The following is a 24311-nucleotide window of genomic DNA, read 5'->3' on the forward strand; positions in this document are numbered from 1 at the left end:
CCCTAGGTGCGTCGGCGGAACCTGATGTCGCCATTGGGGAGTCTTTCGGTGGTGTACCTGGGGTCGTGGGCGCGGTGGTGGTGGAAGCTGCAGTGCAAGACGCCGTCGTCGAGGTCGGTCTTCCCGCCGGCGGCCCAGGGTTCGAGGTGGTGGGCTTCGCACCAGGCGGCGGGGATGGCGCAGCCCTCGGCCCGGCAGCGTTGGTCTCTGAGCCGTATGGCTCTGCGTTGGGCGGGTGAGAAGAGGCGTCGGCTGCGGCCCAGGTCGAGGATCTCGCCCTTCCCGCCGAGGACGACCGGGATGATCGCGGCGTTGCACGCCAGTCGGCGGATCGCGGTGGCCGACAACGACTCGCCGCCGACGATGCTGCCGGCGCCCAGCTCACTGCGCAGCGAGTCGAGACCGATGGTGACCATCACCGTGGTCGCATCCCCGCCGTGCTGGGGCAGCTTGGCCGGGTCGAGGTGCTCCAGCAGCGCGCAGAACGCCTGGCCGAGGCGGCGGGGGTAGGGGATCCGGTCTTCCTCCCCACCAAGCGCGCCGGGGGCGTCGTGGTGTTTGCGGGGTGAGGTGAAGGCTTCCAGGTAGGTCCGCAACCGCGCTGCCTCGGCATCGGGCAGCAGCCCGGACAGCCGGGTGCTGCCCTCCCCGGTGGTGCGCAGGGTGAGCCGGCACTTCTCACGGGCTCGGTGTTCCTCGTCCTCGAGTCGTTTGGCCAGTTCCGCTTCGGCGATGTCGGGGGCGACGACCTCCAGGATCCGCCGGCCGAGGCGGCGTAGCGCGGCGGGGTGGAACTCTGCGCACCACTTGATCAGTCGGGCTTCGGCGTCCTTGAGCAGGTCGGGGTCCAGGTCGCTGGGTAGCGCCTCCAACGCGTGGACGACGACCTGGGCCTGGGCGAGCGAGACGCGTCCTTCGGCCATGCCGACCGCGGTCTGGGTCCAGCGGCGGTCCAGGGCATCGGCCAGCCGGGCATCAGCCCTCGCAGCGGCGACGTCGGCGCGGGTCAGGTGCGCGGTCCAGGCTCCGACGTCGCGGGCGCCGGCGGTGTTGGCTTCGTCCTCGGCGGTGGCCACGATCCGTAGCTGGAGCTCGGCGAGCATTGCGGCGGCCTTGTTGAGCTCGACCACCGCGGTCTTCTTCTCGGCCGGGGACATGTACACCGGCTGTACGTCGCGGACCTCGTTGATCGCGGCGGTGAGCTGCTCGGCGCAGGCCAGGATCGGGTGCGGCTGGGGCATCAGCTGCGCGACCATTGGCTACCTCCGGAGAACTGCCTTGTGGGTCCTAGTCAACCCCCGACGTCCGACACGACGAAACGCTCAGAACCCGCTTGTGGACAGGGGGAACACGCCATCGGGACTGTGCACAGAAAGTGGCCGGACCCTCCCCTCGCTGCCATCCGTGAGCCGGCCACGGCGGGCAACCCACAGCCCTCCGCTCCCCCTCCCAAGCCCTTTCGGCCCTATCCCTCGCGGCCGCAACCTACAGGCACTGAGCACTCCTCGCCCGAGCCCGCAGCCGCTAGCCTCGGCCGCACGATGGCCACGATCTTCCACCTCGCCCTCGCGTCGGACTGGGCGGCCGCGCAGGACGCCGGCGCCTACACGACGTCGACCCGCGGACGCACGCTCGCTGAGGAGGGCTTCATCCACTGCAGCCGCGGAGACCAGTGGCCGGCCGTCCGCGAGCGCTTCTACGCCGACGTGGCCGAGCCGCTGCTCCTGCTCCAGCTCGACACCGACCGGCTCGACGTACCGGTCGTCGACGAGCCCGGTGCGCCCGGCTCGACCGAGACGTTCCCTCACGTCTACGGCCCGATCCCTCTCGACGCGGTGGTGAAGGCGATGCCGGTCCCGGGACGCGGGACGCCGCTGGCGCCACTCGCAGCACCAGCGGGGTCTCGACAGGCTCGACCAACAAGCAGCGAGTCGTTCGGCCGCACCTTCCTGACCGAGATGTTGGTCAACATGGCGCTGGTGGTCCTGATCCTCGTGACGACCGCCATCGGCCTCGGCGTTGGCAATGCGCTCGGCGACGAGGTCGCGCCGCTGGTCGGCGTCGCCGTCGGGGTGCTTGCCGGGTGCGGGATCGCCCGCTGGCTCTACGTCAGCCGGCACGCCTGACCGGCGACGGTCAGCCGCTCCCGACGAGCTCCACGACCTCGTCGGCGCACCCCCAGCTGAGCGTGATGCCGGCTCCGCCGTGCCCGTAGCAGTGCACGACGTCGCCCTCCCGCTCGAGCCGGACCGACGGGCGGGCCGGCCGCAGGCCGACCTTGTGCCGGAGCACGGTCGCGTCACGCAGCGCAGGCACCAAGGTGGCCGCGCGGTCGAGGATGTCCCGCGCGGCGTCGGGGTCGGGAGTGCGGCTCCACTCGCCGTGCTCCTCGGTGCCGCCGACGACGATGTCGGACGCCCGGGGCACCACGTACGTCGGTCGCTCCCCTGCTGTGTCGAGCCACCACTCGCGCAGTCCGACCTGCCGGAGCAGCACGACCTGTCCCCGGACCGGGACCACGGTCCGGTCCTCGGCGAACAGTCGCGCTCCGAGGCCGGCGCAGGCGACCGCGACGTCGGCACCGCCGCCTCCGGTGGCGGCGAGGCCACCGAGGGAGAGGCGGGTGAGGGTGCCGCCGAGCTCGGTGAGCCGGGCGACCAGCCAGTCGAGGTACACCGGCATCTCGACCACGGGAGTGACGAACGTCCAGCCGTCGACGTACCCGTCCGGAAGGCCGTCGCCGGCGGTGACGCGCCGCAGCGCCGGCACCGCGTCGAGCCACCACGGATCAGGGGTCACCTCGCGGAAGACCTCGGTGCCGGACTGCATCCGTACGCCGCTCGCCGGCTGGGCGGCGAGGGCGGCGAACGCCTCGTAGGACCGCGCGGCCCACGCGGTGACCCGGTCCTGTGGGAGGGCGAGGTAGGGGTACCAGAGTGCCGCCGCGACCGCCGAGGTGGTCTCGCGCGGCAGGTCCCGGGCGAGCACGTCGACCCGGTGGCCGGCCTCGGCGAGGCGGACCGCGCTGGTCAGGCCGATGACGCCGGCACCGACGACGATCACCCTGGCCATGACGACGACTCCGGCGTCAGGCCCCGGCGGCGGGTGGCGCGGTCGGGTCGGCGGCGCCGCGGCCCTGCTCGCGCGCGACGTACTCCTCGATGTCGTTGAGGTCGTCCTTGCTGCGGGTCACGATGGCGAGCAGGTCGCTCATGGTGGCGACCTCCTCGACCTGTTCCTTGATGAACCACTGCATGAACTGCTCGGACGCGAAGTCGCTCTCCTCGCGGGCGATGCGGAGCAGTCTGTTGATCTGCTCGGTCACCCGCCTCTCCTGGGCCAGGGCGAGCTCGATGGGCGCCACGACGTCGGCGAACTCCGAGACGGGTGCGTCGACGCCCGGGATCTGCACGGCCGCGTCGGTGTCGAGCAGGTACTGCACCATCATCAGGGCGTGCTGGCGCTCCTCGAGCGCCTGCGCGTAGAAGAACGCGGCCATCTGCGGCATCGTCAGCGCGTCGTAGTGCACCGCGCAGGCGAGGTACTGATTGTGCGCGGCGAACTCATTCCCGATCTGGGCGTTGAGCTGCTCGGCGAAGCGGGTGGCGGCCATGGTCGGAACCCTATCGAGGTGGCCGGTCAGCCCGGTCACGCAGCCTTCTGCAGGTCCTTCTTGGAGACCTTCTTGCCGTTCTCGGCGCTGACCAGCACCCGCTTCTTGACGGTGTAGCCGGCGGGCAGGCTGCCCTCCTTGAGCATTCGGAGGGGGCACCGGCCGCACTTCGACTTCGAGACGCAGCACTTCGTCTTCGGCAGCTTGCGCGCCTTCGACTTCTTGCCCTTGCCCACGGCGGTGAGCATAGGTGGCTAAGGCTTGCCTCACCTAAAGCTTGAGGCGCACCTCACACCAGCCCGCTCCGGGTCTAGGGTCGGTCCGTGATCGAGATCTGGTTGAACCCTGCCTGCTCCAAGTGCCGGACGGCCGTCAGCGAGCTCGAGCGGGCCGGGAGTGAGTACGTCGTACGCCGCTATCTCGACCAGCCGCCGACGACCGCGGAGCTGGAGGACGTCTTGGCGCGGCTCGGCCTGGAGCCCTGGGACATCACTCGCACGGCTGACGCCGCGAAGCTCGGCGTCACCTTGCCGGCCAAGGACCTCGACCATCGGCACGCCTGGCTGGAGCTGATGAGCGACCACCCCGCCCTGATCCAGCGACCGATCATCACCGCCTCGGACGGCACGACCGTGGTCGGCCGCGACCCCGAGTCGCTGGAGAGGGTGATCGACGCCGGCTGACCTACGTCAGTCGAGCCCGTTGGCCTTGCGGATCACCTGGACGATGCCGCCCATGATCTCGGTGAGCCCGTAGTCCTTGGGCGTGTAGACCGCAGCCACGCCGAGCTCGACCAGTCGCCTGCCGTCGGACTCGGGGATGATGCCGCCGACGATCACCGGCACGTCGCCCATCCCGGCGTCCTCGAGGCCCTCCAGCACGCTCGGCACCAGCTCCATGTGCGAGCCGGACAGGATCGAGAGGCCCACGCAGTGGACGTCCTCCGCCACGGCGGCCGCGACGATCTGCTCCGGGGTGAGCCGGATGCCCTGGTAGATCACCTCGAAGCCTGCGTCCCGCGCTCGTACGGCGACCTGCTCGGCGCCGTTGGAGTGCCCGTCGAGCCCGGGCTTGCCGACCAGCAGCCGCAACCGGCCGCCCTCGCGGCCGGCGAGCTCCTCGCCGGTGCGCTTCACTGCCTCGCGGACCGTCGTGAGCTCGGCCCCGGCTTCGGCCACACCCACGGCGCCGGACACACCGGTCGGTGCGCGGAACTCGCCGAACACCTCGCGCAGGGTGCCGGCCCACTCCCCCGTCGTCGCACCGGCGCGAGCGGCCGCCAGCGTGGCCGTCATCAGGTTGACGCCGCTCTTGGCGTCCTCGGCGAGCTTGGCCAGCGCGTCGGCGACCTCGGCCTCGTCGCGCTGCTCCTTCCACGCCTCGACGGAGGCGAGCGCCGACTTCTCGGCCTCGGGGTCGGCGGCCATGATCGCCGCGTCCAGGTCGGCGGTCAGCGGGCTGGGCTCGGTGGTCTCGAACCGGTTGACCCCGACGATGATCTCGTCACCGGCCTCGATCCGCCCGCGCCGGGCCGCGTGCGCGGACACCAGCTCCTGCTTCATGTAGCCGGAGTCGACGGCGGCGATCGCGCCGCCCATCGCCTGCACCCGGTCGATCTCAGCGCGGGCACCCTCGACCAGCTCGCTGACCTTGGCCTCGATGACATGGGAGCCGTCGAAGATGTCGTCGTACTCGAGCAGGTCGGACTCGAAGGCCAGCACCTGCTGCAGCCGCAACGACCACTGCTGGTCCCAGGGTCGGGGAAGGCCGAGCGCCTCGTTCCACGCCGGGAGCTGCACCGCGCGGGCGCGGGCGTTCTTCGAGAGCGTCACGCCGAGCATCTCCAGCACGATCCGCTGCACGTTGTTCTCGGGCTGGGCCTCGGTGAGGCCTAGCGAGTTGACCTGGACGCCGTAGCGGAAGCGGCGCATCTTCGGGTCCTCGACGCCGTACCGCTCGCGGGTGATCTCGTCCCACAGCTGGTTGAAGGCGCGCATCTTGCACGTCTCCTCGACGAAGCGGACTCCGGCGTTGACGAAGAACGAGATCCGCCCGACGACCTTCTCGAAGTCCTCCTCGTCCACCTGCCCGGAGCTCTTCACCTGGTCGAGCACCGCGATCGCGGTGCACAGTGCGTAGGCGAGCTCCTGGGTGGGGGTGGCGCCCGCCTCCTGCAGGTGGTAGCTGCAGATGTTGATCGGGTTCCACTTCGGGATCTGGTGGACCGTGTACGCGATCATGTCGGCGATCAGCCGGAGGGAGTGCTCGGGCGGGAAGACGTAGGTCCCCCGCGAGAGGTACTCCTTGATGATGTCGTTCTGCGTGGTGCCGGCCAGCTGCGCGGCCACCTCGTCGGGGGCCAGGTCGGAGTTCTGCTCCTCGGCGACCACCTGGTACATCGCGAGCAGCCACATGGCGGTCGCGTTGATCGTCATCGAGGTGTTCATCTCGACGAGCGGGATGTCCTTGAAGAGCTTCCGCATCTCGCCGAGGTGCGGCACCGGTACGCCGACCTTCCCGACCTCACCGCGCGCGAGCGGGCTGTCGGGGTCGTAGCCGGTCTGCGTGGGGAGGTCGAACGCCACCGAGAGGCCGGTCTGTCCCTTGGCCAGGTTGGTCCGGTACAGCGCGTTGGACGCCTCGGCCGTCGAGTGGCCGGCGTAGGTGCGCATCACCCACGGTCGGTCCTTCTGCGGCGGGGTGTCCCGCGTGCTCTGCGACTCGCTCATAGGGGCAGGATAGGGCGGCCGCTACCGCACGGTAACCGTCCGGACGTGTGGGGTTCCCGACACGGAAATCCCCGGGTCAGGCGGGGATCGCGTCCCGCTCGACCTCGAAGAACCGGATCAGGTGGCTCAGGTGGAGCATCCGGCGGACCGCCGGGCAGGTGCCCCGGAGGACGATCCGCTGTCCTCCGCGGAGGGCGAACCGACTCGCGACCGCCAGCACCTTGAGCGCGGTGTGGTCGATGCTGTCGACCTCGGTCAGGTCGATCGTGATCGCACCCTCGTCGTTGCGGCGGAGGTGTTCGTAGACGGCGTTGCGGACCTCGCCCGTGCTGCGCACGTCGAAGTCTCCGCTCAGCACCAGGGTCGGGCCGTCGGCCGTGATCCGCATGCCTGCCCTCCTCCTGATGGCTCGCACGCAAGCACTGCGTGCTTTGTCCTCTACCCACCATGACGCCGGACAGACCGATTCGGTTGCATGCGAGGCCCAACTCGTTCCGGTGTGTCGTCGGTCACACCGGGCCCGGCCGTAGGCTCGGGCCATGGTCAACCTCACCCGCATCTACACCCGCACCGGCGACGCCGGCGAGACCCGGCTCGGCGACATGAGCGTCACATCGAAGAACGACCCGCGGTTGGTGGCCTACGCCGATGTCGACGAGGCGAACGCACACCTCGGCGTCGCCGTCGCGAGCGGCGGCCTCGACGACGACGTCGTCCAGGTCCTCGTCCACGTGCAGAACGACCTGTTCGACGTCGGCGCCGACCTGTGCAACCCGGTGACCGACAGCCCCGAGTACCCGCCGCTCCGGATCGAGCAGGACTATGTGGACCGGCTCGAGGCGTGGTGCGACCACTACAACGAGCTCGTCCCGAACCTGCGGTCGTTCATCCTCAACGGCGGCACGCCGGCCGCCGCGCACCTGCACGTCGCACGGACCGTCGTACGACGCGCGGAGCGAGCCGGCTGGGCGGCCTACTCCCTCCACGGCGACACCATGAACAAGCTGGCCATCACCTACCTCAACCGGCTGTCCGACCTGGTCTTCATCCTCGCCCGCTACGCCAACCGCGAGAGCGGCGACGTGCTGTGGGTCCCCGGCGGTGACCGGAGCAAGTGAACCGGCTGCTCGCAGCCCTCGTCGCCGGCGTCCTCCTCGCCGGAAGTGCCGGGTGCAGCGAGGACCCGGACGACCCGTCCGACACGACCTCACAGCACGACCGGAAGAGCGAGCGGGCGAGCGAGCGGAAGACTGAGAAGCCTGGGGAGCCTGGGGAGCCTGGGGAGCAGGACTCCACCGCGGAGCCGAGCGGCGAGCCCCTCCCGAGCGCGCCACCCGTCACGGCCGAGTTCGTGCCGGCGACCAGTGCCCGCGAGCTCGCCGCCCGGCTGACCACCGCGGAGGACCTGGTCCGCGACCGGAGCGCGGACGAGGACGTGCTCCAGGCCGCGGCGTTCGAGGCCCAGCTGCTCTACCGCCAGCTCGCCCGGACGCCTGCCTGGGAGCAGGTCGTGCGCAGCGGCGTACCCGAGCGCTACCGGGTCGACGTGGACGCGCACCTCACCGCCCGCCGCTCCCTGCGCAGCGTCCTGTCGACGTTGTCCGACGAGCTGCCGGCGTGGCGGATCATCGACCCCGCCTCCACCGCCGACCTGCTGCGGTTCTACCGCGAGGGCGAGCGGACCTACGGCGTCAGCTGGGAGGTGCTGGCGGCGATCAACCTGGTCGAGACCGGCTTCGGCAAGATCCGGGGACTGTCGACCGCGGGCGCGCAGGGACCGATGCAGTTCATCCCGTCGACGTGGGCGGCGTACGGCGAGGGCGACATCAACGACCCCCACGACTCGATCCTGGCTGCGGCGCGCTACCTCGCCGCGAACGGCGGCGACACCGCCGCGGGCATCGAGAGCGCGCTGTACCGCTACAACAACCACCCGGGCTACGTCGCGGGCATCCTCGCCTACGCGTCCGTCCTCCAGCGGGATCCCCGGGCCCTGCAGGGACTGGTGCGGTGGCAGATCGTCTACCTGTCGACGATCGGCGACCTGTGGCTGCCGGTCGGCTACTTCGAGACCTCACCCGTGCCCGTGCGTCAGTACGTCCGAGAACATCCCGAACGCCACCTGGGCACCGCGACCGACTGAGCGCAGCGACGCTGGTCGGGGAAGTCGCGCTAGCGACTGTCACGAGACCCCTGTGGAGAGAGGCCGTCGCTGTCGCACCCGCGTGGAACGATGGTCGGGCCGTGGACGTACTCGCCTCCCTGACCGACGACTTCCTCGAGGAGCACTTCGCCCCCGAGACGCTCGAGCGCGCCCGCGGGTACCTCGACCGGATCGACGGGCCGCCGCACCTCCAGCAGCTGAGCGCGGGGTCGGTCACGGCGACGGCGTACGTCTACGGGTCCGCCCCCACGGCCTACCACGTCCAGCTGCACTGCGAGGTCGGCCGGCCCAGCGGGCGCAGCCGGGCGCGCACCCACGGGTGGATCTTCAGCCTCTGCACCTGTCCGGTCCGCAACATGTGCAAGCACGGCGCTGCGGTCGCCCTGAGCATGCGGGAGGGCCACGTCTCCGCCGATCGGGCGCCGGAATGGGAGCGGCGGCTGGGATCGCTCGTCGAAGACCTGTCGCGCACCGCCGACCCCGAGGTCGAGCCGTTCCCGCTCGCACTGCAGTTCACCCTCGAGCACCGCCGCGTCTACTCCTACCGCGACGAGGGGCCGCTGCTGTGCCTCCGACCGCTGCGGCCGGGCGCCAAGCAGGCGTGGATCAAGGGCGGTGCCGACTGGTCCGACATCCCCGGCGCGGTCCTGGCCCGGACGCTGCTGCCCGATCAGGCCGACGCCGTCGGCGCCCTGCACGGAGCCCTCCAGCGCCACCGCGGCTACCACGTCGCCGGCACCGCACCGACCCTCGCGCAGTTCGGACCCCACCTCCCGAGGATGCTCCGCGCGGCGGAAGCCGCCGGTGTCGAGCTGGTCCCGGTGCCGCCGCTGGCGGCGGTGACCATCCGGGAGAAGCCGGTGGGCATGACGGCCGAGATCACGAGCGACGACACGGTGGCGCGGATGACGCTCGGCGTCGACGTCGACGGTGAGCTCTGGCGCGGTGAGCAGGTCCGGTTCCTCGGCAACGACCGGGTCGTCGCCCTCCTCCACGAGGGTCACCTGCAGATCGCCGAGCTCGACCGCGACGCCCCCACGGTCGCCCGCCGGCTCATCGAGGAAGAGCCGCTCGAGGTGCCGGCGACAGAGCTCGACGCGTTCCGGGGCCGGCTCGCCGGGTTGCTCCGGCACCTGACCGTCCGCTCCCCCGACGGGTCCGTCGACGTGCCGGCTCCGGTGCGGCCGATCCTCGTGCTCAAGGTCACCTGGCGCTCGTCAGCGGCGGCGGACCTCGACTGGGGGTGGCGCTACGACGACCAGCGTTGCGACCTCAACAGCCGGGACCGGCTCGGCGGGCTGCGCGACCGGCGCGCCGAGGCGACCGTGCGCGACTCGGTGCCGGCCTCCCTTCTCGGACGCGACGAGGTCCGCGACGGCGACGCGCTGGAGCTCGCGATCCACGACCTCCCCCACCTCCGCGACCTGCCCGACGTCGAGGTCACCGAGGTGCAGCGGCCGGACTTCCGGGAGGCGACATCCGCGCCGGAGATCAGCTTCGACGTGGTCGAGCCGGACGACGACGCGGGCTACACCGACTGGCTGGACCTGGAGGTGACGGTCAACGTCGAGGGTGAGCGGGTCCCGTTGCCCGACGTGATTGCCGCCCTCACCCTCGAGCACGAGTTCCTGGTCCTGCCGAGCGGGCTCTTCATCACGACCGACCGGCCGGAGTTCGACCGGCTCCGCGAGGTGGTGACGGCTGCCGCCGAGCTCCGCGAGCGCGATGGCGACCGGATCGGCGTCGGCACCCACGACCTGGGCCTGTGGGCACAGCTCGCCGAGACCGGCATCGTCGACGCCGAGGCCGCCGCGTGGGTCGCCCGGGCCCAGGCGCTGCGCGACCTGGTCGAGATCCCGCGGCCCGACGTGGTCGGGCTGACGACCGAGCTCCGGTCCTACCAGCGCGAGGGGTTCTGGTGGCTGGCCTTCCTCTGGGAGCACGGCCTCGGCGGGATCCTGGCCGACGACATGGGGCTCGGCAAGACGCTCCAGGTGCTGGCGCTGGTCCAGCACGCGCGCCGGCGGCGCCCCGACGTCGGACCGTTCCTCGTGGTGGCTCCGACGAGCGTGGTGACCGCGTGGGCCCACGAGGCCGAGCACCATGCGCCGGAGCTGCGGGTCGGGCTCTGCGGGCGCCGTACCGACGACGTCGCGGCGATCGCCGCCGACAGCGATGTCGTCGTGACCACCTACACGGTCCTCCGGCTGGCCCATGCCCGCTACGCCGCGGTGCCGTGGGGTGGCCTGGTGCTCGACGAGGCGCAGCAGGTCAAGAACCACCAGAGCAAGACCTACGCAGCGGTCCGCACGATCGCGGCGCCGTTCAAGCTCGCCGTCACCGGCACGCCGTTCGAGAACCGCCTCATGGAGCTGTGGGCGCTGCTGTCGATCACGGTGCCGGGGCTGTACCCCTGGCCGCGCCAGTTCAACGAACGCGTCGTCCGCCCGGTCGAGCGCGCCGGCGACCGCGTGGTGCTCGACCGGTTCCGCAGCCGGATCCGGCCGTTCCTCCTGCGCCGCACCAAGGAGCTGGTCGCCAGCGACCTGCCGCCCAAGCAGGAGCAGGTGCTCGACGTCGTGCTCGAGCCCCGGCACCGCAAGATCTACGACACCCACCTCGCCAGGGAGCGCCAGCGGATCCTCGGCCTGGTCGACGACTTCGACCGCAACCGGGTGGCGATCTTCAGCGCGCTCACCAAGCTGCGGCAGCTCGCGCTCGACCCGGCACTGGTCGACCCGGCGCACGACGCGGTCGGGTCGGCGAAGCTCGACCTGCTGGTCGACCACCTCGAGGAGATCACCGCCGAGGGGCACCGGGCCCTGGTGTTCAGCCAGTTCACGTCGTTCCTCAGCCGGGTCCGCGACCGGCTGGCTGCCGAGGACATCGGCGCGACCTACCTCGACGGCTCCACCCGCGACCGGGCGGCGGTGATCGACGAGTTCCGCGCCGGCGGGGCGCCGGTCTTCCTCATCTCGCTCAAGGCCGGAGGGGTCGGCCTCACCCTGACGGAGGCCGACTACGTCTTCGTGCTCGACCCCTGGTGGAACCCCGCCGCCGAGGCGCAGGCGGTCGACCGGGCGCACCGGATCGGCCAGACCGCCCACGTCCACGTCTACCGACTGGTCGCGAGCGACACCATCGAGGAGAAGGTGATGGAGCTCAAGGGACGCAAGGCCGAGCTGTTCGCCCGGGTCATCGACGGTCAGGGCGCGATGGCGCAGGGCATCGACGCCGACGACATCCGCGGGTTGTTTGAGTGAGCAGCGACTCGGCGACGAAGGAGCCGAGGCGGGTGGCGAACGAAGGTCGAGTAGCGCCGCGGGTGAGGAACGAACCCGCGATGGCGCGTATCGAGACCCGGTGACATGACCGCTAGCGGTGAGCGGACACAGTTGCGGCGTCTCGATACATCTTCGCTCGTGCCTCGCGACAGACCGCCTGGCGGCTCGGGCTACTCGACGAGCGGAGCCCGCTCGGGCTACTCGACGAGCGAAGGACTACCGGTTCCAGTCGGTGCCGGGCGGCTTCGCCTCGAGCCACGCCTGGAAGCCGGTGAGGGAGGCCGGGCTCATCGCCAGCTCCACCTCGCCCGCGGGCGAGGCGCACCGGATCACGACGTGGTCGGGATAGAGCGACGCCTGCTCGGCGCCCAGCGGTTCGCGACGGCCGTCGTAGGCCAGCTGCTCGCGGAACCAGACGCGCTTCGGCTTGGGCCACAGCGTGAAGATCCGGAACCACTCGAGCTTCTCGCCCGAGTAGCGCCCCATGCCGAGCACCCAGCCGCGGCCGGACGGCGCCGGATCGAGGCGGTGGCTCAGCTCGAACGTCCCGCCGTGGCGGGCCAGGAGCCGCCGACGGACGACCAGGCCGACGCCGTACACCAGGAGCAGGAGCAGCACGATGCCCGAGACATCGAGCAGCCACTCCCACCAAGCCATCGACGTAGCAGCTAGTGGCTGGAGCTGACGGAGCCTGAGGAGACCTTCTCGGCAGCGCGGAGCCGCGCCTCGGCACGTCGCACCCGGCGCTCCGCCTCGTTGTTGGCGCCGATGAGACCGCGCGCCTCCTCGAGCTCGGCCTTGGCCTTGTCGACGTGGACGTCCTCACCGAGCTCGATGTGCTCGGAGAGGATCGACACCCGGTTGTTGGCCACGGAGAGGAACCCGCCGTCGACGGCAGCGACGACCACGTCGTCGGTGTCCTCGACCTGGATCTCGACAACGGCTGGGGCGAGCAGCGATAGCGTCGGCGCGTGGTCGCGCAGGACACCGATGTCGCCCTCGGTCGTCCGCGCGATCACCATCGCCGCGTCACCGGACCACACCGTGCGGTCCGCTGCGACGAGCTCGACGTGCAGCGCCTCGGTCTCAGCGCCCGTTCGGTCAGCCATGTCAGAGGTTCTTCTGGATCTCGGCCCACCTGGCCTCGACGTCCTCGAGGCCACCACACATGAAGAACGCCTGCTCGGCCACGTGGTCGTACTCGCCGTCGGCGATCTTGTTGAACGCCTCGATGGTGTCCGAGACGGGGACGGTCGAGCCCTCGATGCCGGTGAACTGCTTGGCGACGTAGGTGTTCTGCGACAGGAACCGCTGGATCCGGCGAGCGCGGCTGACGATGACGCGGTCCTCCTCGGACAGCTCGTCGACGCCGAGGATCGCGATGATGTCCTGCAGCTCCTTGTTGCGCTGGAGGATCTGTTTGATCCGGATCGCGCAGTCGTAGTGGTCCTGACCGATGTACTGCGGGTCGAGGATCCGCGAGGTCGAGGTCAGCGGGTCCACGGCGGGGTAGATACCGAGCGACGCGATCTCGCGCGAGAGCTCCGTGGTGGCGTCGAGGTGCGCGAACGTCGTCGCGGGCGCCGGGTCGGTGTAGTCGTCGGCCGGCACGTAGATCGCCTGCATCGAAGTGATCGAGTGACCACGCGTCGAGGTGATCCGCTCCTGGAGCGTGCCCATCTCGTCGGCGAGGTTGGGCTGGTAGCCCACCGCTGACGGCATCCGGCCGAGCAGCGTCGAGACCTCCGAGCCGGCCTGCGTGAACCGGAAGATGTTGTCGACGAACAGCAGCACGTCCTGCTTCTGGACGTCGCGGAAGTACTCCGCCATCGTCAGCGCGGACAGCGCCACCCGCAGCCGGGTGCCCGGCGGCTCGTCCATCTGGCCGAAGACCAGGGCAACCTTGTCGAACACCTCGGCTTCCTGCATCTCGTGGATGAGGTCGTTGCCCTCACGGGTGCGCTCACCGACGCCGGCGAACACCGACACGCCCTCGTGGTCCTTCGCGACGCGGGCGATCATCTCCTGGATGAGCACGGTCTTGCCCACACCGGCACCGCCGAACAGGCCGATCTTGCCGCCGAGGACGTACGGCGTCAGCAGGTCGATGACCTTGATGCCCGTCTCGAACATCTGGGTCTTCGACTCCAGCTGGTCGAACGCCGGCGCCTTGCGGTGGATGCCCCAGCGCTCCTCGACCTCGAACTTCTCGCCCTCCTCGAGGTTGAGGACGTCGCCGGTCGCGTTGAAGACCTTGCCGAGCGTGTTGTCACCGACCGGCACCGAGATCGGGCCGCCGGTGTCGGTCACCGGGGCGCCGCGGACCAGCCCGTCGGTCGGCTTCAGCGAGATGGCGCGGACCAGGCCGTCGCCGATGTGCTGGGCGACCTCGAGCGGGAGGACGGTGGTCTCGCCCTCGAGCGTCACCTCGACCTCGAGCTTGTTGTAGATCTCCGGCATCGCGTCGGCCGGGAACTCGATGTCGACGACCGGGCCGATGACCCGCGCGATCCGACCGGTGGTCTCGACGGCCTCTTCAGCGGTTGCAGTCATTGTGTTCTCCCAAAACTCTGTGGGTCAGTACTTCGTGGGTCGGTCGGTCAGTCGTTCGCAGCGGCTTGAGCGTCGGCCAGCGCGTTCACGCCACCCACGATCTCGCTGATCTCCTGGGTGATGCCAGCCTGGCGGGCCTGGTTGGCGATACGCGTGAGCTTCTTGATGAGCTCGTCGGCGTTGTCGGTCGCGGCCTTCATGGCCTTCTGCCGGGCAGCCAGCTCGGAAGCGGCGGCCTGGAGCAGGCTGTAGAAGATCCGGCTCTGGACGTACTGCGGCAGCAGCCCGTCGAGCACCTGTCCGGCCGACGGCTCGAACTCGTACAGCGGCAGCAGGTCGGCCTCGTCCGGGGCCTCCTCGCCCTCGACGACCTCCAGCGGCAGCAGGCGGATGGCGGTCGGCTCCTGCACCAGCATCGAGCGGAACCGGGTGTAGACGATGTGGACCTCGTCCACGTCGCCCTCCTCGCCCTGCTCCTTGAGGAACGCCTCGATGAGGGCCTTCCCGATCTCCGCGGCGCTGTCGTAGGTCGGCTGGTCGGAGAACCCGGTCCAGGACTCGACGAACTTCCGGTCGCGGAACTTGAAGTAGGCCTCTGCCTTCCGGCCGGCGAGGAACCACTCGATCTCCTTGCCCTCGTCCCGCAGCCGTCCGGCGAGCCGCTCGGACTCCTTGAGCACGCTCGACGAGTACGCACCGGCGAGACCGCGGTCGCTCGTGATCACGAGCACCGCCGCCCGCTTCGGGTTCTCCTCCTCGCGCGTCAGCGGGTGGTCGACGTTGGAGAACGTCGCGACCGCCGACACCGCCCGGGTGAGCTCCCGCGCGTACGGCGCGGCCTGCTGTGCTCGCTGCTGCGCCTTGATGATGCGGGACGCAGCGATGAGCTCCATGGCGCGCGTGATCTTCTTCATCGACTCCGTCGACTTGATCCGCGCGCGGTACTCCCGCAGCGATACTGCCATGGCTTTTCCTCAGCCTCGCTTCTGCTTGACGATCTGCTCCTGCTCGAGCTCGTCGTCCTCCATCGCCTCGGCCTCGGGTTCGTGGCCGACCTTGATGCTGCCGCCCTCCGAGGTCTCGAACTGGTCGAGGAAGGAGTCGTACGCCGCAGCGACGCCGTCCTCGTCCTCGAACTTCTGCGACTCCCGGATCCCGGCCAGCAGTCCCTCGTGCGAGCGCCGCAGGTAGTCGAGGAACTCGTGCTCGAACCGCAGCACGTCCTCGGTCGGGACCTTGTCGAGCCGGCCGCTGGTGCCAAGCCACAGCGACACGGTCATCTCCGGCAGCGGGTAGGGGCTGTAGGCGGGCTGCTTCAGCAGTGCCATCAGCCGCTGCCCACGGGCCAGCTGCTGGCGGGAGGCGGCGTCGAGGTCGGACGCGAACATCGCGAACGCCTCCATCGCGCGGTACTGCGCCAGGTCGACCTTGAGCGAGCCGGTGACGGCCTTCATCGCCTTGGTCATGGCCGCGCCGCCCACGCGGGACACCGAGATGCCGACGTCGATCGCGGGCCGCTGGTTGGCGGCGAACAGGTCGGACTGCAGGAAGATCTGGCCGTCCGTGATCGAGATGACGTTGGTCGGGATGTACGCCGAGACGTCGTTGGCCTTGGTCTCGATGATCGGCAGGCCCGTCATCGAACCGGCACCCAGGTCGTCGGAGAGCTTCGCGCAGCGCTCGAGCAGCCGGGAGTGCAGGTAGAAGACGTCACCCGGGTAGGCCTCGCGGCCCGGCGGACGGCGCAGCAGGAGCGACACGGCACGGTAGGCCTCGGCCTGCTTGGTCAGGTCGTCGAACACGATGAGGACGTGCTTGCCGTCGTACATCCAGTGCTGGCCGATCGCCGAGCCGGTGTAGGGGGCGAGGTACTTGAAGCCCGCCGAGTCCGACGCCGGCGAGGCGACGATCGTCGTGTACTCCAGCGCGCCGGCCTCTTCGAGCGCACCACGCACGGCGGCGATGGTCGAGCCCTTCTGACCGATCGCGACGTAGATGCAGCGCACCTGCTTCTCGGGGTCGCCGGACTCCCAGTTCTGCCGCTGGTTGATGATCGTGTCGATCGCGACCGTGGTCTTGCCGGTCGAGCGGTCGCCGATGATCAGCTGACGCTGGCCACGCCCGATCGGGGTCATCGCGTCGATCGCCTTGATGCCGGTGGCGAGCGGCTCGTGGACCGACTTGCGCGCCATCACGCCGGGCGCCTGCAGCTCGAGGATGCGGCGACCCTCGGCCTCGATCTCGCCCATGCCGTCGATCGGGGTGCCGAGCGGGTCGATCACCCGACCCATGAAGCCGTCGCCGATCGGGACGGAGAGCACCTCGCCGGTGCGGCGGACCGTCTGGCCCTCCTCGATCCCGGCGAAGTCACCGAGGACGACGACACCGATCTCGCGCTCGTCGAGGTTGAGGGCGAGACCACGGGTGCCGTCCTCGAACTCCAGGAGCTCGTTGGCCATCGCGGACGGCAGGCCGCTCACGCGGGCGATGCCGTCACCGGCGGAGGCGACGGTGCCGACCTCCTCCTTGCTCGCCGCGCCCGGCTCGTAGTCGGCGACGTACTTGTTGAGGGCGTCGCGGATCTCGTCCGGACGGATGGAGAGTTCTGTCATCGGAAGTCGCCTTCTCTCTTCTCTGCTCTAAGTCTCGTAGTCAGGGGTGCCGGTCAGCCGGCGAGCTTGCGGCGGGCCGCGTCGAGGCGGCTGGCGATGGTGCCGTCGATGACGTCGCCGCCGATCTCGACCTTGACGCCTCCGATGACGTCGGGGTCGACGACGACGTTGAGGTGCACGGGGCGGCCGTACTGGGCGGTCAGTGCCTCGGACAGCCGCCGGGCCTCGTCGTCGCTGAGCGGCTGGGCAACCCAGACCGTCGCGACGTCGCGGTCGTGGACGTCGGCGGCGACCTTCTCGAACTCCTCCAGCGCGACGGCGACGCTGCGGTGACTGCCGGTCAGCGCCTGCTTCACCAGGAGGATGGTGGCCGGGAGCGCCTTGCCGTCGAGCAGGCTGTCCACCAGCGCCGCCTTGTCCGACGCGCTGCGAGCGTGGTCCGACAGGGCGTTGCGGAGGTCGGCGCTGTCGTTGACCAGGGTCCGCACCGCGAACAGCTCGTCGACGACCTGGTCCGCGCTGTTCCGCGAGGAACGGACCGCCGCCACGACGCCGACGTACTCGAGCGCATCGGCGAGGTCACGGGAGCGCGTCCACCGACGGCTCACTGCGTCCTTGAGCAGCTCGAGCGTCGCCGCGTCGACCTTGCCGTCGTAGAGCTCCGAGACCAGCCCGACCTTGGCCTCGCTCGGGAGGGCGAAGTCGGTGGCGAACCGCCGCAACGCACCTTCCGAGCGGAGGTTCGCCGCGACCGCGAACAGGTCGTCGGCGACGGTGGCCGACCCTTCGACCCGGTCGACCAGCGCGGCTACGGCTTCGGTGGACGCCGCTCGGAACGACAGCATCAGTTCGCCCCCGGGGCCTGTGTCGATGGCGTCTCGAGCTCGGCGAGGAAGCGCTCCACGACCCGTCCCTGCCGCGCGTCGTCGTCGAGGGACTCGCCCACGATGCGACCCGCGAGGTTCGTCGCCAGGGTGCCGACCTCGGCCCGCAGGGAGGTGACCGCCTGCTGGCGCTCGGCCTCGATCTGCGCCTTGCCGTGCTCGACGATGCGGGTCGACTCGGCCTGCGCCTGCTCGCGCATCTCGGCGATGATCGCCGCCCCCTGCTCGCGCGCCTCCTCACGGATGCGCGCGGCTTCGTGCCGGGCGTCGGCGAGCTGCGCCTCGAGCTCGGCGAGCTTGGCGTCGGCCTCGGCCTGCTTCGTCTCGGCGGCGGCCAGGCCGCCCTCGATCGCCTGCGTGCGCTCGGCGAACGTCTCCTCGAAGTTCGGGGCGACGAACTTCCGGATGAGGAAGAAGAGGAGACCGAACACCACCAAGGAGATGGCGATCTCTTCCCACAAGGGGATGAGGGGGTTGTGCTCCTCGCCCTCAGCCGCAGCGAGGATCAAGAGTGACTTCATAGGCTTGACCTTGTCGATCTAGTGGATGCGGTCGTGATGGCCTGGGCTGGACGAGCCCTAAAGGACGAACGCGAGCGCGATACCGATGATGGCGAGCGCCTCGGCGAGTGCGAATCCGAGGATCGCGATCGACTGCAGACGGCTCTGTGCCTCCGGCTGGCGGGCAACGCCGTTGATGTACGCGGCGAAGATGAGACCGATCGCGATGCCCGGGCCGATGGCGGCCAGGCCGTAGCCGATCATGTTTGCGGAGCCTTCCACGGCTTCTTCCTTTCGGTTGTTACTGCATAGTGGGACAAGTCGGTGCTGGACCAGGACTAGTGCTCGTCGGAGAGCGCACCCTGGATGTACATGGCGTTGAGCAGCGTGAAGACGTAGGCCTGCAGGAACTGGACCAGCATCTCGAGGAAGCTGACCGCGATCGCGAGGACCCAGGCCAGCGGACCGGCGACGTAGCCGATGCCGCCCTGCTCGATCAGGTAGAGGCCACCGGTCGCGAAGAGGACGAGCAGGATGTGGCCGGCGAACATGTTGCAGAACAGACGCAGCGCCAGCGTGACCGGCCGCACCAGGATGTTGGAGAAGAACTCCAGCGGGACCAGGAGCGGGTACATCACCGGACTGACGCCCGACGGCACGCACTGGACCTTCAGGTAGCCGATGAAGCCGTGCTTGGCGATGCCGACGGCGTTGTAGATGATCCATGACAGGCCTGCGAGCGCGTAGGCCATGCCGGCCCGGCTGAAGGTCGGGAACTGGAAGAACGGGAGGCTGGCGAACAGGTTGTTGACCAGGATGAAGAAGAAGACGGTCACCAGGTAGGGCACGAACTTCTGGAAGTCGCGGCTGCCGATGATGTCGCGACCCACGCTGTTGCGGACGAAGCCGTAGGCCCCTTCGCCGGCGAACTGCAGCCTGCCGGGGACCAGCGAGCGCTGACGGGCGGCGACGTAGAGGAGCGCGAAGACGAGCAGCGCCGCGACGAGCAGCTGCAGCATCGGCTTGGTGACGCCGAAGCCGGCGATCTCGAACACCGGCGGCAGCTCGAAGATGGCCGGGCCCGGCGCGTGGAACTCCTCCGCGGAAACGGTGGCTTCGGTGGCTACGTTCATCACCGGAGTCTCCTTACTCGTCGTTCTGCTGTGGGTCCTGCGGGTGCCGCGCTGCTGGGTCGGGCCGGAAGCGGGCAAAAGTCATGTAGATCCCGAAACCCGCGCCCGCAATGATGCCGACGGCCACCAGGTAACGGGTGCCCAGCCACTGGTCGGCCAACCACCCCAGGAACCCGTAGAACGCGACCCCGGCCACGATGTAGCCGAATGCATGCCACGGATCGCCCTTCGGCTGCTCCTCGGGCTGACTCATCGCGCCCCGGACAATAGCAGGGGGTCGACGTCATCGCGCACCGCCCTCTCCTGCCGGACCGACGCCCTCGGAGGGCCTGTGGAACGGCTCCTCGTCGGTGGTCTCGTAGGCCGGGATCCGAGCCCTGGCGGAGGCAGTCAGCTGCGCGAGCGTCCATGCCAGGGCCCCGGCGATGATCGCCCCGCCGAGCCACGTCCGGTCGAGGCCGTCGTCGAGGACACCCGACCGGGTGAGGCCCACGAACACGACGAGCATCAGCAGGACCTGGAGCGTGTAGGTCAGCAGCGCGACCATCAGCGACGCCGCCGGCATCAGCCGGGCCACGGCGTCGACCGTGAACGCCCCGAACGCAAAGACGACCACAGCGATCCCGGCGCCGACCAGTGCGCCGTACGCCGCTGACCGGCCGTCCGTCAGCGCTGCGACGAGGACGACCAGCACACCGACCGTCACGGTCACCGCGACCGCGAGGGCCAGGGGTCCGGAGGTGGTGGTCGTCGACATCGGCGGCCGCCCTTCAGGTGACTTCGGGAGGGTGATCAGGGGTGCTGCGTGAGCACTTCCTGATCGCTCGTGAAAGTTATCACAAAGTCTGAGGAGCCTCCGAATCGGGGTCCTCGTGACGGTTCGCCGCCAGCTCGTCGAGCTTCCGCCGGACGGGCAGCAGGGGCACGAGGAAGGTGAGGCCGACGGTGATCGCGAACGCGACGCCGATGCCGATGTAGACCTGCACGTCGTCGTAGAGGCTCCCCGCGACCGTGCCGAACGCGATCAGCCCCGCCCACAGCCACATGATGATGACGGCGCGGCGGTGGGAGTGGCCGATCTCGAGCAGCCGGTGGTGCAGGTGCTGCTTGTCGGGCGCGAACGGGGACCTCCGGGCCGCCGTGCGGCGTACCACGGCGAGCACCAGGTCGGCGAGCGGCACGACCAGGATCAGGATCGGGAGCGCCACCGGCAGCAGCATCGGCAGCAGGCTGGCACGAGCGCCGTTGGCGCCCTCGGCGATGTCGATCGCCGCGAACTGGGTGGTCACCGTCAGGCCGGTCGCCGAGAGCACCAGCCCCAGCAGCATCGAGCCGCTGTCGCCCATGAACAGGCGCGCCGGGTGGAAGTTGTGAATGAGGAAGCCGGCGCAGACCCCGGCCAGCGCGGCCGACAGGAGCGCTCCGGTGGTGGCTCGTTGCACCTCGTTGATGACGGTCAGCCGGTAGCAGAACAGGAAGAAGGCGAGTGCGCTGATGCCGATCACGCCGGCCGCGAGCCCGTCGAGACCGTCGATGAAGTTCACGGCGTTGACCGTCGCGAGCACGATCACCGCGGTGAGCAGCGCGCCCTGGGTCGCGTCGAGCGCGAGCTGGGAGCCGTCGGACTGGAAGAAGTAGCGGAACTGGATCCCGGAGTAGACGAGCACCCCGACCGCGAGCACCTGGCCACCGAACTTGGTGAGGGCGTCGAGGTCGAAGATGTCGTCGAGGACGCCGACCGCACAGACCAGCGCACCCGCGACCAGGACCGACAGGGCGTCGTCGAACACGAACGACTGGCTCGCCGACAGGAACGGCAGCTCGCGGGCGACGAGGAACGCGGCGAACAGGCCGCCGAGCATCGCGATGCCGCCGAGGTACGGGACCGGCTCCGCGTGGACGTCGCGGTCACGGACCTTCGCGACGGCTCCGGTGCGGACCGCGATCTCGCGGGCGACGACCGTCAGCAGGTAGGTCACCGCTGCGGCGACCAGGAAGACGATGACGTACTCGCGCATCGGTCAGCTGTCTGCGCCGTCTGCGCCTGCGCTGTCGCGGGCGTCCCTGGCGTCGGCGACGGCGTCGGTCTCGACGGTGAGCCCGGTCCCAGTCATCGCCTCGTCGAGCTGGGCGACGGTGATCATGCCGAGGCGCAGCAGCCGGGGACGGTCACCGGTGACGTCGACGATCGTCGAGGGCACGGCGCCGTCCGTCGCGCCACCGTCCACGACCACGGCCACCCGGTCCCCCAGCATCTCCACCGCCGCGGCGGCGTCGGTGGCGGCCGGGCTGCCGGTCAGGTTGGCCGAGCTGACCGCCAACGGTCCGGTGCGGTCGAGGATCTCGCGGGTGAGGTCGTGGTCGGGCATCCGGACCGCGACCGTCCCGTGGGTCTCCCCCAGGTCCCACCTCAGGGACGGCTGGTCGTGGCAGACCAGGGTGAGCGGCCCGGGCCAGAACGCCGCCGTGAGCGCGCGGGCGTAGTCCGGCACCTTGGTCGCGAGCGCGTCGAGGGTGGTCGCGGTGCTGACCAGCACCGGCGGCGGCATCTCGCGGCCACGTCCCTTCGCCTCCAGCAGCCGGGCGACGGCGTCCGGGTCGAACGCGTCGGCCGCGACGCCGTAGACGGTGTCGGTGGGGAGCACGACGAGACGGCCGCGCTGGATCGCGAGCGCGGCGGCGTCGACGGCCACCTCCCGCTCCTCGTCCGAGGTCGCGTCATAGACCTGTGCCGAACCGGACTGACTCACGGCGCCCATCCTGTCACTCCCCGGGGCCGGGCCTGCGAACTGCCCGTCGCGCCGTGACGAACCTCGGACGGTCGGCGAGGTCGCGGTGGTCGCGGACCTCCTCCCACCGCCCCTCGGCGGCGAGCACCGCCGGTGCCGACTCCCCCTGCACGTCGGCGTGCTCGACGCCGACGACGCCGCCCGGACGGAGCAGGTCGGCGGCACGGACCGCGATCGCGCGGATCGCGTCGAGGCCGTCGGCGCCGGAGAACAGCGCGAGGTGGGGGTCGTGGTCGCGAGCCTCGAGCGCCACCGACTCCCAGGCCTCGAGCGGGACGTAGGGCGGGTTGCTGACCACGACGTCGACGGTGCCGAGCAGGTCGTCGAACGCGGTCCGGAAGTCGCCCTGCCGCAGGTCCACGTCGGTGCCGGCGAGGTTGCGCTCGGCCCAGGCGTGGGCCGGCTCGTCGAGCTCGACGGCGTGCACCTCCGCGTGCGGGGCCTCGTCCTTGATCGCCCGGGCGATCGCCCCGGACCCGGTGCAGAGGTCGACGACCACGGGTGCCTCGAGCGCCAGCGCGCTCTCGATCGCCCAGCCGGCAAGCAGCTCGGTCTCGGGACGTGGGACGAACACCCCCGGTCCCACGGCGAGGGTGACGTGGCGGAAGTGGGCGAGCCCCGTCAGGTGCTGGAGCGGCACCCGCGCCGCGCGCCGCTCGACCAGCCGCTCGAGCTCGGCTGCGGCCTCGGGAAGGACGCCGCCGAGGGCGGGCAGCTGCGCCCGCGTCGTGCCGAGGACGTGGGCGAGGAGCTCGGCGGCGTCGTGCTCGGGACTGGCGACGCCGGCCGCCCGCAACCGCTCGGCGGCCCCGCGGACGGCGTCCCTCGGCGTCACTTGCTTTCCCGGCTTCGTTCGCTCAGGCGCGAGCCTTCAGTTGGCAAGCCGCCGTCGGGTGCACGTCGGCTCCGTCCGCGCACTTCGCTCACGGGTCGAGCGCCTCGAGCCGGCCCGCCATGTCCGTGTCGACGCAGGAGTCGATGACGGGCTGGAGGTCACCGTCGAGGACCTGGTCGAGGTTGTAGGACTTGTAGCCCGTGCGGTGGTCGGAGATCCGGTTCTCCGGGAAGTTGTAGGTGCGGATCCGCTCGGACCGGTCAACCGTGCGGACCTGGCTGCGCCGGACCTCGCTGGCCTCCGCGTCGGCCGCTTCCTGGGCGACCGCGAGCAGCCTGGCCCGCAGGATCCGGAGCGCCTGCTCCTTGTTCTGCAGCTGGCTCTTCTCGTTCTGGCAGCTGACGACGATGCCGGTCGGCAGGTGCGTGATCCGCACCGCGGAGTCGGTGGTGTTGACGCTCTGTCCGCCCGGGCCGCTGCTGCGGAACACGTCGACCCGCAGCTCGTTGTCGTGGATCTCGACGTCGACGGCCTCCGCCTCCGGCGCGACGAGCACGCCGGCCGCGCTGGTGTGGATGCGACCCTGCGACTCGGTCACGGGCACCCGCTGCACGCGGTGCACGCCGCCCTCGAACTTGAGCAGGCCGTACGGCGCCTGCCCAGGGCCGGCGCCGGTGCCGGATCCTGCCTTCACGGCGACGGTGACGGACTTGTACCCGCCGAGGTCGGACTCGGCGGCGTCGAGGATCTCCGTCTTCCACCCCCGCCGCTCGGCATAGCGGGTGTACATCCGCAACAGGTCGCCGGCGAAGAGCGCGCTCTCCTCGCCCCCCTCCCCCGACTTCACCTCCAGGATCGCGTCCTTGTCGTCGACCGGGTCGCGCGGGACCAGGAGCCGGCGGAGCCGCTCGGCGGCCTCCTCCTGCTTGGCCCGGAGCTCGGTCACCTCGGCGGCGAACGCGGGGTCGTCGGCGGCCAGCTCCTCCGCGGCGCCGGCGTCGTCGTCGTACTGCTGCCACTCGCGCCAGGTGCTGATGATGCCGCCGAGCTCGGCGTAGCGACGGTTGAGCGTGCGGGCGAGACGGGCGTCGGCGTGGGTCTCGGGCAGGCCGAGCCGACCCTCGAGCTCGGCATGCTCGGCGAGCATGCCCTCCACTGCTTCGAACACCGTTGCTCCGATCGCTGGTCGCTGGTCGAGACCCGAAATGACGAGCG

General features: G+C 70.4%; 26 protein-coding genes. 5 read left to right on the top strand and 21 right to left on the bottom strand.

Annotated features, from left to right (window positions below; genetic code table 11):
• Window positions 1-2 precede the first annotated feature (2 nt).
• On the bottom strand, window positions 3-1256 hold the full coding sequence (locus SHK19_RS14510) for an HNH endonuclease signature motif containing protein (RefSeq protein WP_322455691.1): 1254 nt from the start codon (window positions 1254-1256) through the stop codon (window positions 3-5).
• A 285-nt stretch (window positions 1257-1541) separates the two neighbouring features.
• Here SHK19_RS14510 and SHK19_RS14515 point away from each other — a divergent pair, with 285 nt between their 5' ends.
• The gene (locus SHK19_RS14515; RefSeq protein ID WP_322936650.1) at window positions 1542-2126 is read left to right on the top strand and encodes a DUF952 domain-containing protein; all 585 of its coding nucleotides are present in this window, start codon (window positions 1542-1544) and stop codon (window positions 2124-2126) included.
• 10 nt (window positions 2127-2136) lie between these two features.
• Here SHK19_RS14515 and SHK19_RS14520 read toward each other — a convergent pair whose 3' ends face one another.
• Genes SHK19_RS14520 through SHK19_RS14530 form a run of 3 tightly spaced genes read right to left on the bottom strand, consistent with a single transcriptional unit; the run spans window position 2137 to window position 3849 of the window.
• Window positions 2137-3072 (bottom strand): FAD-dependent oxidoreductase, encoded by a 936-nt coding sequence (locus tag SHK19_RS14520; protein WP_322936651.1) that lies wholly within the window; start codon window positions 3070-3072, stop codon window positions 2137-2139.
• A gap of 16 nt (window positions 3073-3088) precedes the next feature.
• Window positions 3089-3613 (bottom strand): ferritin, encoded by a 525-nt coding sequence (locus SHK19_RS14525; RefSeq protein WP_322455694.1) that lies wholly within the window; start codon window positions 3611-3613, stop codon window positions 3089-3091.
• A 35-nt stretch (window positions 3614-3648) separates the two neighbouring features.
• Window positions 3649-3849 (bottom strand): hypothetical protein, encoded by a 201-nt coding sequence (locus SHK19_RS14530; protein ID WP_322936652.1) that lies wholly within the window; start codon window positions 3847-3849, stop codon window positions 3649-3651.
• A gap of 87 nt (window positions 3850-3936) precedes the next feature.
• Here SHK19_RS14530 and SHK19_RS14535 point away from each other — a divergent pair, with 87 nt between their 5' ends.
• Window positions 3937-4296 (top strand): ArsC/Spx/MgsR family protein, encoded by a 360-nt coding sequence (locus SHK19_RS14535; RefSeq protein ID WP_322455696.1) that lies wholly within the window; start codon window positions 3937-3939, stop codon window positions 4294-4296.
• Window positions 4297-4302: 6 nt separating this feature from the next.
• Here the strand turns inward: SHK19_RS14535 and SHK19_RS14540 are convergent, their stop codons facing one another.
• Both SHK19_RS14540 and SHK19_RS14545 read right to left on the bottom strand, forming a co-directional pair.
• Window positions 4303-6342 carry a protein meaA gene (locus SHK19_RS14540; protein WP_322455697.1) on the bottom strand — a complete coding sequence of 680 codons (2040 nt, stop codon included), beginning with the start codon at window positions 6340-6342 and terminating at the stop codon, window positions 4303-4305.
• Window positions 6343-6418: 76 nt separating this feature from the next.
• Window positions 6419-6730 (bottom strand): STAS domain-containing protein, encoded by a 312-nt coding sequence (locus SHK19_RS14545; RefSeq protein ID WP_322455698.1) that lies wholly within the window; start codon window positions 6728-6730, stop codon window positions 6419-6421.
• A gap of 151 nt (window positions 6731-6881) precedes the next feature.
• On the opposite strand from SHK19_RS14545, the gene SHK19_RS14550 reads away from it, so the two are divergent.
• The 3 genes from SHK19_RS14550 (at window position 6882) to SHK19_RS14560 (ending at window position 11769) form a co-directional block, all read left to right on the top strand.
• Window positions 6882-7460, top strand: coding sequence for a cob(I)yrinic acid a,c-diamide adenosyltransferase (locus SHK19_RS14550; RefSeq protein WP_322455699.1), 579 nt, complete (start codon window positions 6882-6884; stop codon window positions 7458-7460).
• Entirely contained in the window at window positions 7457-8485 is a 1029-nt protein-coding gene (locus SHK19_RS14555) for a lytic transglycosylase domain-containing protein (protein ID WP_322936653.1), read from the top strand. Before SHK19_RS14550 ends, SHK19_RS14555 begins: the two co-directional genes overlap by 4 nt.
• A gap of 101 nt (window positions 8486-8586) precedes the next feature.
• On the top strand, window positions 8587-11769 hold the full coding sequence (locus SHK19_RS14560; RefSeq protein ID WP_322936654.1) for a DEAD/DEAH box helicase: 3183 nt from the start codon (window positions 8587-8589) through the stop codon (window positions 11767-11769).
• 237 nt (window positions 11770-12006) lie between these two features.
• Here the strand turns inward: SHK19_RS14560 and SHK19_RS14565 are convergent, their stop codons facing one another.
• From SHK19_RS14565 to prfA, 15 genes are all read right to left on the bottom strand, one after another.
• Window positions 12007-12447: a DUF2550 domain-containing protein gene (locus SHK19_RS14565; protein WP_322455702.1), complete on the bottom strand. Its 441-nt coding sequence runs from the start codon at window positions 12445-12447 to the stop codon at window positions 12007-12009.
• Window positions 12448-12458: 11 nt separating this feature from the next.
• Window positions 12459-12899, bottom strand: coding sequence for a F0F1 ATP synthase subunit epsilon (locus SHK19_RS14570; protein WP_322455703.1), 441 nt, complete (start codon window positions 12897-12899; stop codon window positions 12459-12461).
• Window position 12900: 1 nt separating this feature from the next.
• Window positions 12901-14343 (bottom strand): F0F1 ATP synthase subunit beta, encoded by a 1443-nt coding sequence (gene atpD / locus SHK19_RS14575; RefSeq protein ID WP_322455704.1) that lies wholly within the window; start codon window positions 14341-14343, stop codon window positions 12901-12903.
• 47 nt (window positions 14344-14390) lie between these two features.
• The gene (locus SHK19_RS14580) at window positions 14391-15308 is read right to left on the bottom strand and encodes a F0F1 ATP synthase subunit gamma (RefSeq protein WP_322455705.1); all 918 of its coding nucleotides are present in this window, start codon (window positions 15306-15308) and stop codon (window positions 14391-14393) included.
• A gap of 9 nt (window positions 15309-15317) precedes the next feature.
• Complete coding sequence (atpA, locus tag SHK19_RS14585) at window positions 15318-16955, bottom strand: F0F1 ATP synthase subunit alpha (protein ID WP_322455706.1); 1638 nt, start codon at window positions 16953-16955, stop codon at window positions 15318-15320.
• A gap of 53 nt (window positions 16956-17008) precedes the next feature.
• The gene (locus SHK19_RS14590; protein WP_322936655.1) at window positions 17009-17800 is read right to left on the bottom strand and encodes a F0F1 ATP synthase subunit delta; all 792 of its coding nucleotides are present in this window, start codon (window positions 17798-17800) and stop codon (window positions 17009-17011) included.
• The gene (locus tag SHK19_RS14595; RefSeq protein ID WP_322936656.1) at window positions 17800-18360 is read right to left on the bottom strand and encodes a F0F1 ATP synthase subunit B; all 561 of its coding nucleotides are present in this window, start codon (window positions 18358-18360) and stop codon (window positions 17800-17802) included. The genes SHK19_RS14590 and SHK19_RS14595 overlap by 1 nt, the downstream gene beginning before the upstream one ends.
• A gap of 57 nt (window positions 18361-18417) precedes the next feature.
• Window positions 18418-18603, bottom strand: a complete 186-nt coding sequence (gene atpE / locus SHK19_RS14600) for an ATP synthase F0 subunit C (protein WP_322936657.1) — start codon at window positions 18601-18603, stop codon at window positions 18418-18420.
• 74 nt (window positions 18604-18677) lie between these two features.
• Window positions 18678-19472, bottom strand: coding sequence for a F0F1 ATP synthase subunit A (atpB, locus tag SHK19_RS14605; protein WP_322455710.1), 795 nt, complete (start codon window positions 19470-19472; stop codon window positions 18678-18680).
• 13 nt (window positions 19473-19485) lie between these two features.
• Entirely contained in the window at window positions 19486-19725 is a 240-nt protein-coding gene (locus tag SHK19_RS14610) for an AtpZ/AtpI family protein (RefSeq protein WP_322936658.1), read from the bottom strand.
• A 30-nt stretch (window positions 19726-19755) separates the two neighbouring features.
• Window positions 19756-20229: a hypothetical protein gene (locus SHK19_RS14615; protein ID WP_322455712.1), complete on the bottom strand. Its 474-nt coding sequence runs from the start codon at window positions 20227-20229 to the stop codon at window positions 19756-19758.
• A gap of 79 nt (window positions 20230-20308) precedes the next feature.
• Window positions 20309-21490 carry a glycosyltransferase family 4 protein gene (locus SHK19_RS14620; protein WP_322455713.1) on the bottom strand — a complete coding sequence of 394 codons (1182 nt, stop codon included), beginning with the start codon at window positions 21488-21490 and terminating at the stop codon, window positions 20309-20311.
• A 3-nt stretch (window positions 21491-21493) separates the two neighbouring features.
• Window positions 21494-22222, bottom strand: coding sequence for an L-threonylcarbamoyladenylate synthase (locus tag SHK19_RS14625; protein WP_322936659.1), 729 nt, complete (start codon window positions 22220-22222; stop codon window positions 21494-21496).
• A gap of 13 nt (window positions 22223-22235) precedes the next feature.
• Window positions 22236-23096 (bottom strand): peptide chain release factor N(5)-glutamine methyltransferase, encoded by an 861-nt coding sequence (gene prmC, locus SHK19_RS14630; protein ID WP_322455715.1) that lies wholly within the window; start codon window positions 23094-23096, stop codon window positions 22236-22238.
• An 88-nt stretch (window positions 23097-23184) separates the two neighbouring features.
• A complete protein-coding gene (gene prfA, locus SHK19_RS14635; protein ID WP_322455716.1) occupies window positions 23185-24264 on the bottom strand; it encodes a peptide chain release factor 1 in 1080 nt (359 codons plus the stop codon).
• Window positions 24265-24311 lie beyond the last annotated feature (47 nt).

The organism is Nocardioides bizhenqiangii (genome assembly GCF_034661235.1).
GTDB classification, from domain to species: Bacteria; Actinomycetota; Actinomycetes; order Propionibacteriales; family Nocardioidaceae; genus Nocardioides; species Nocardioides bizhenqiangii.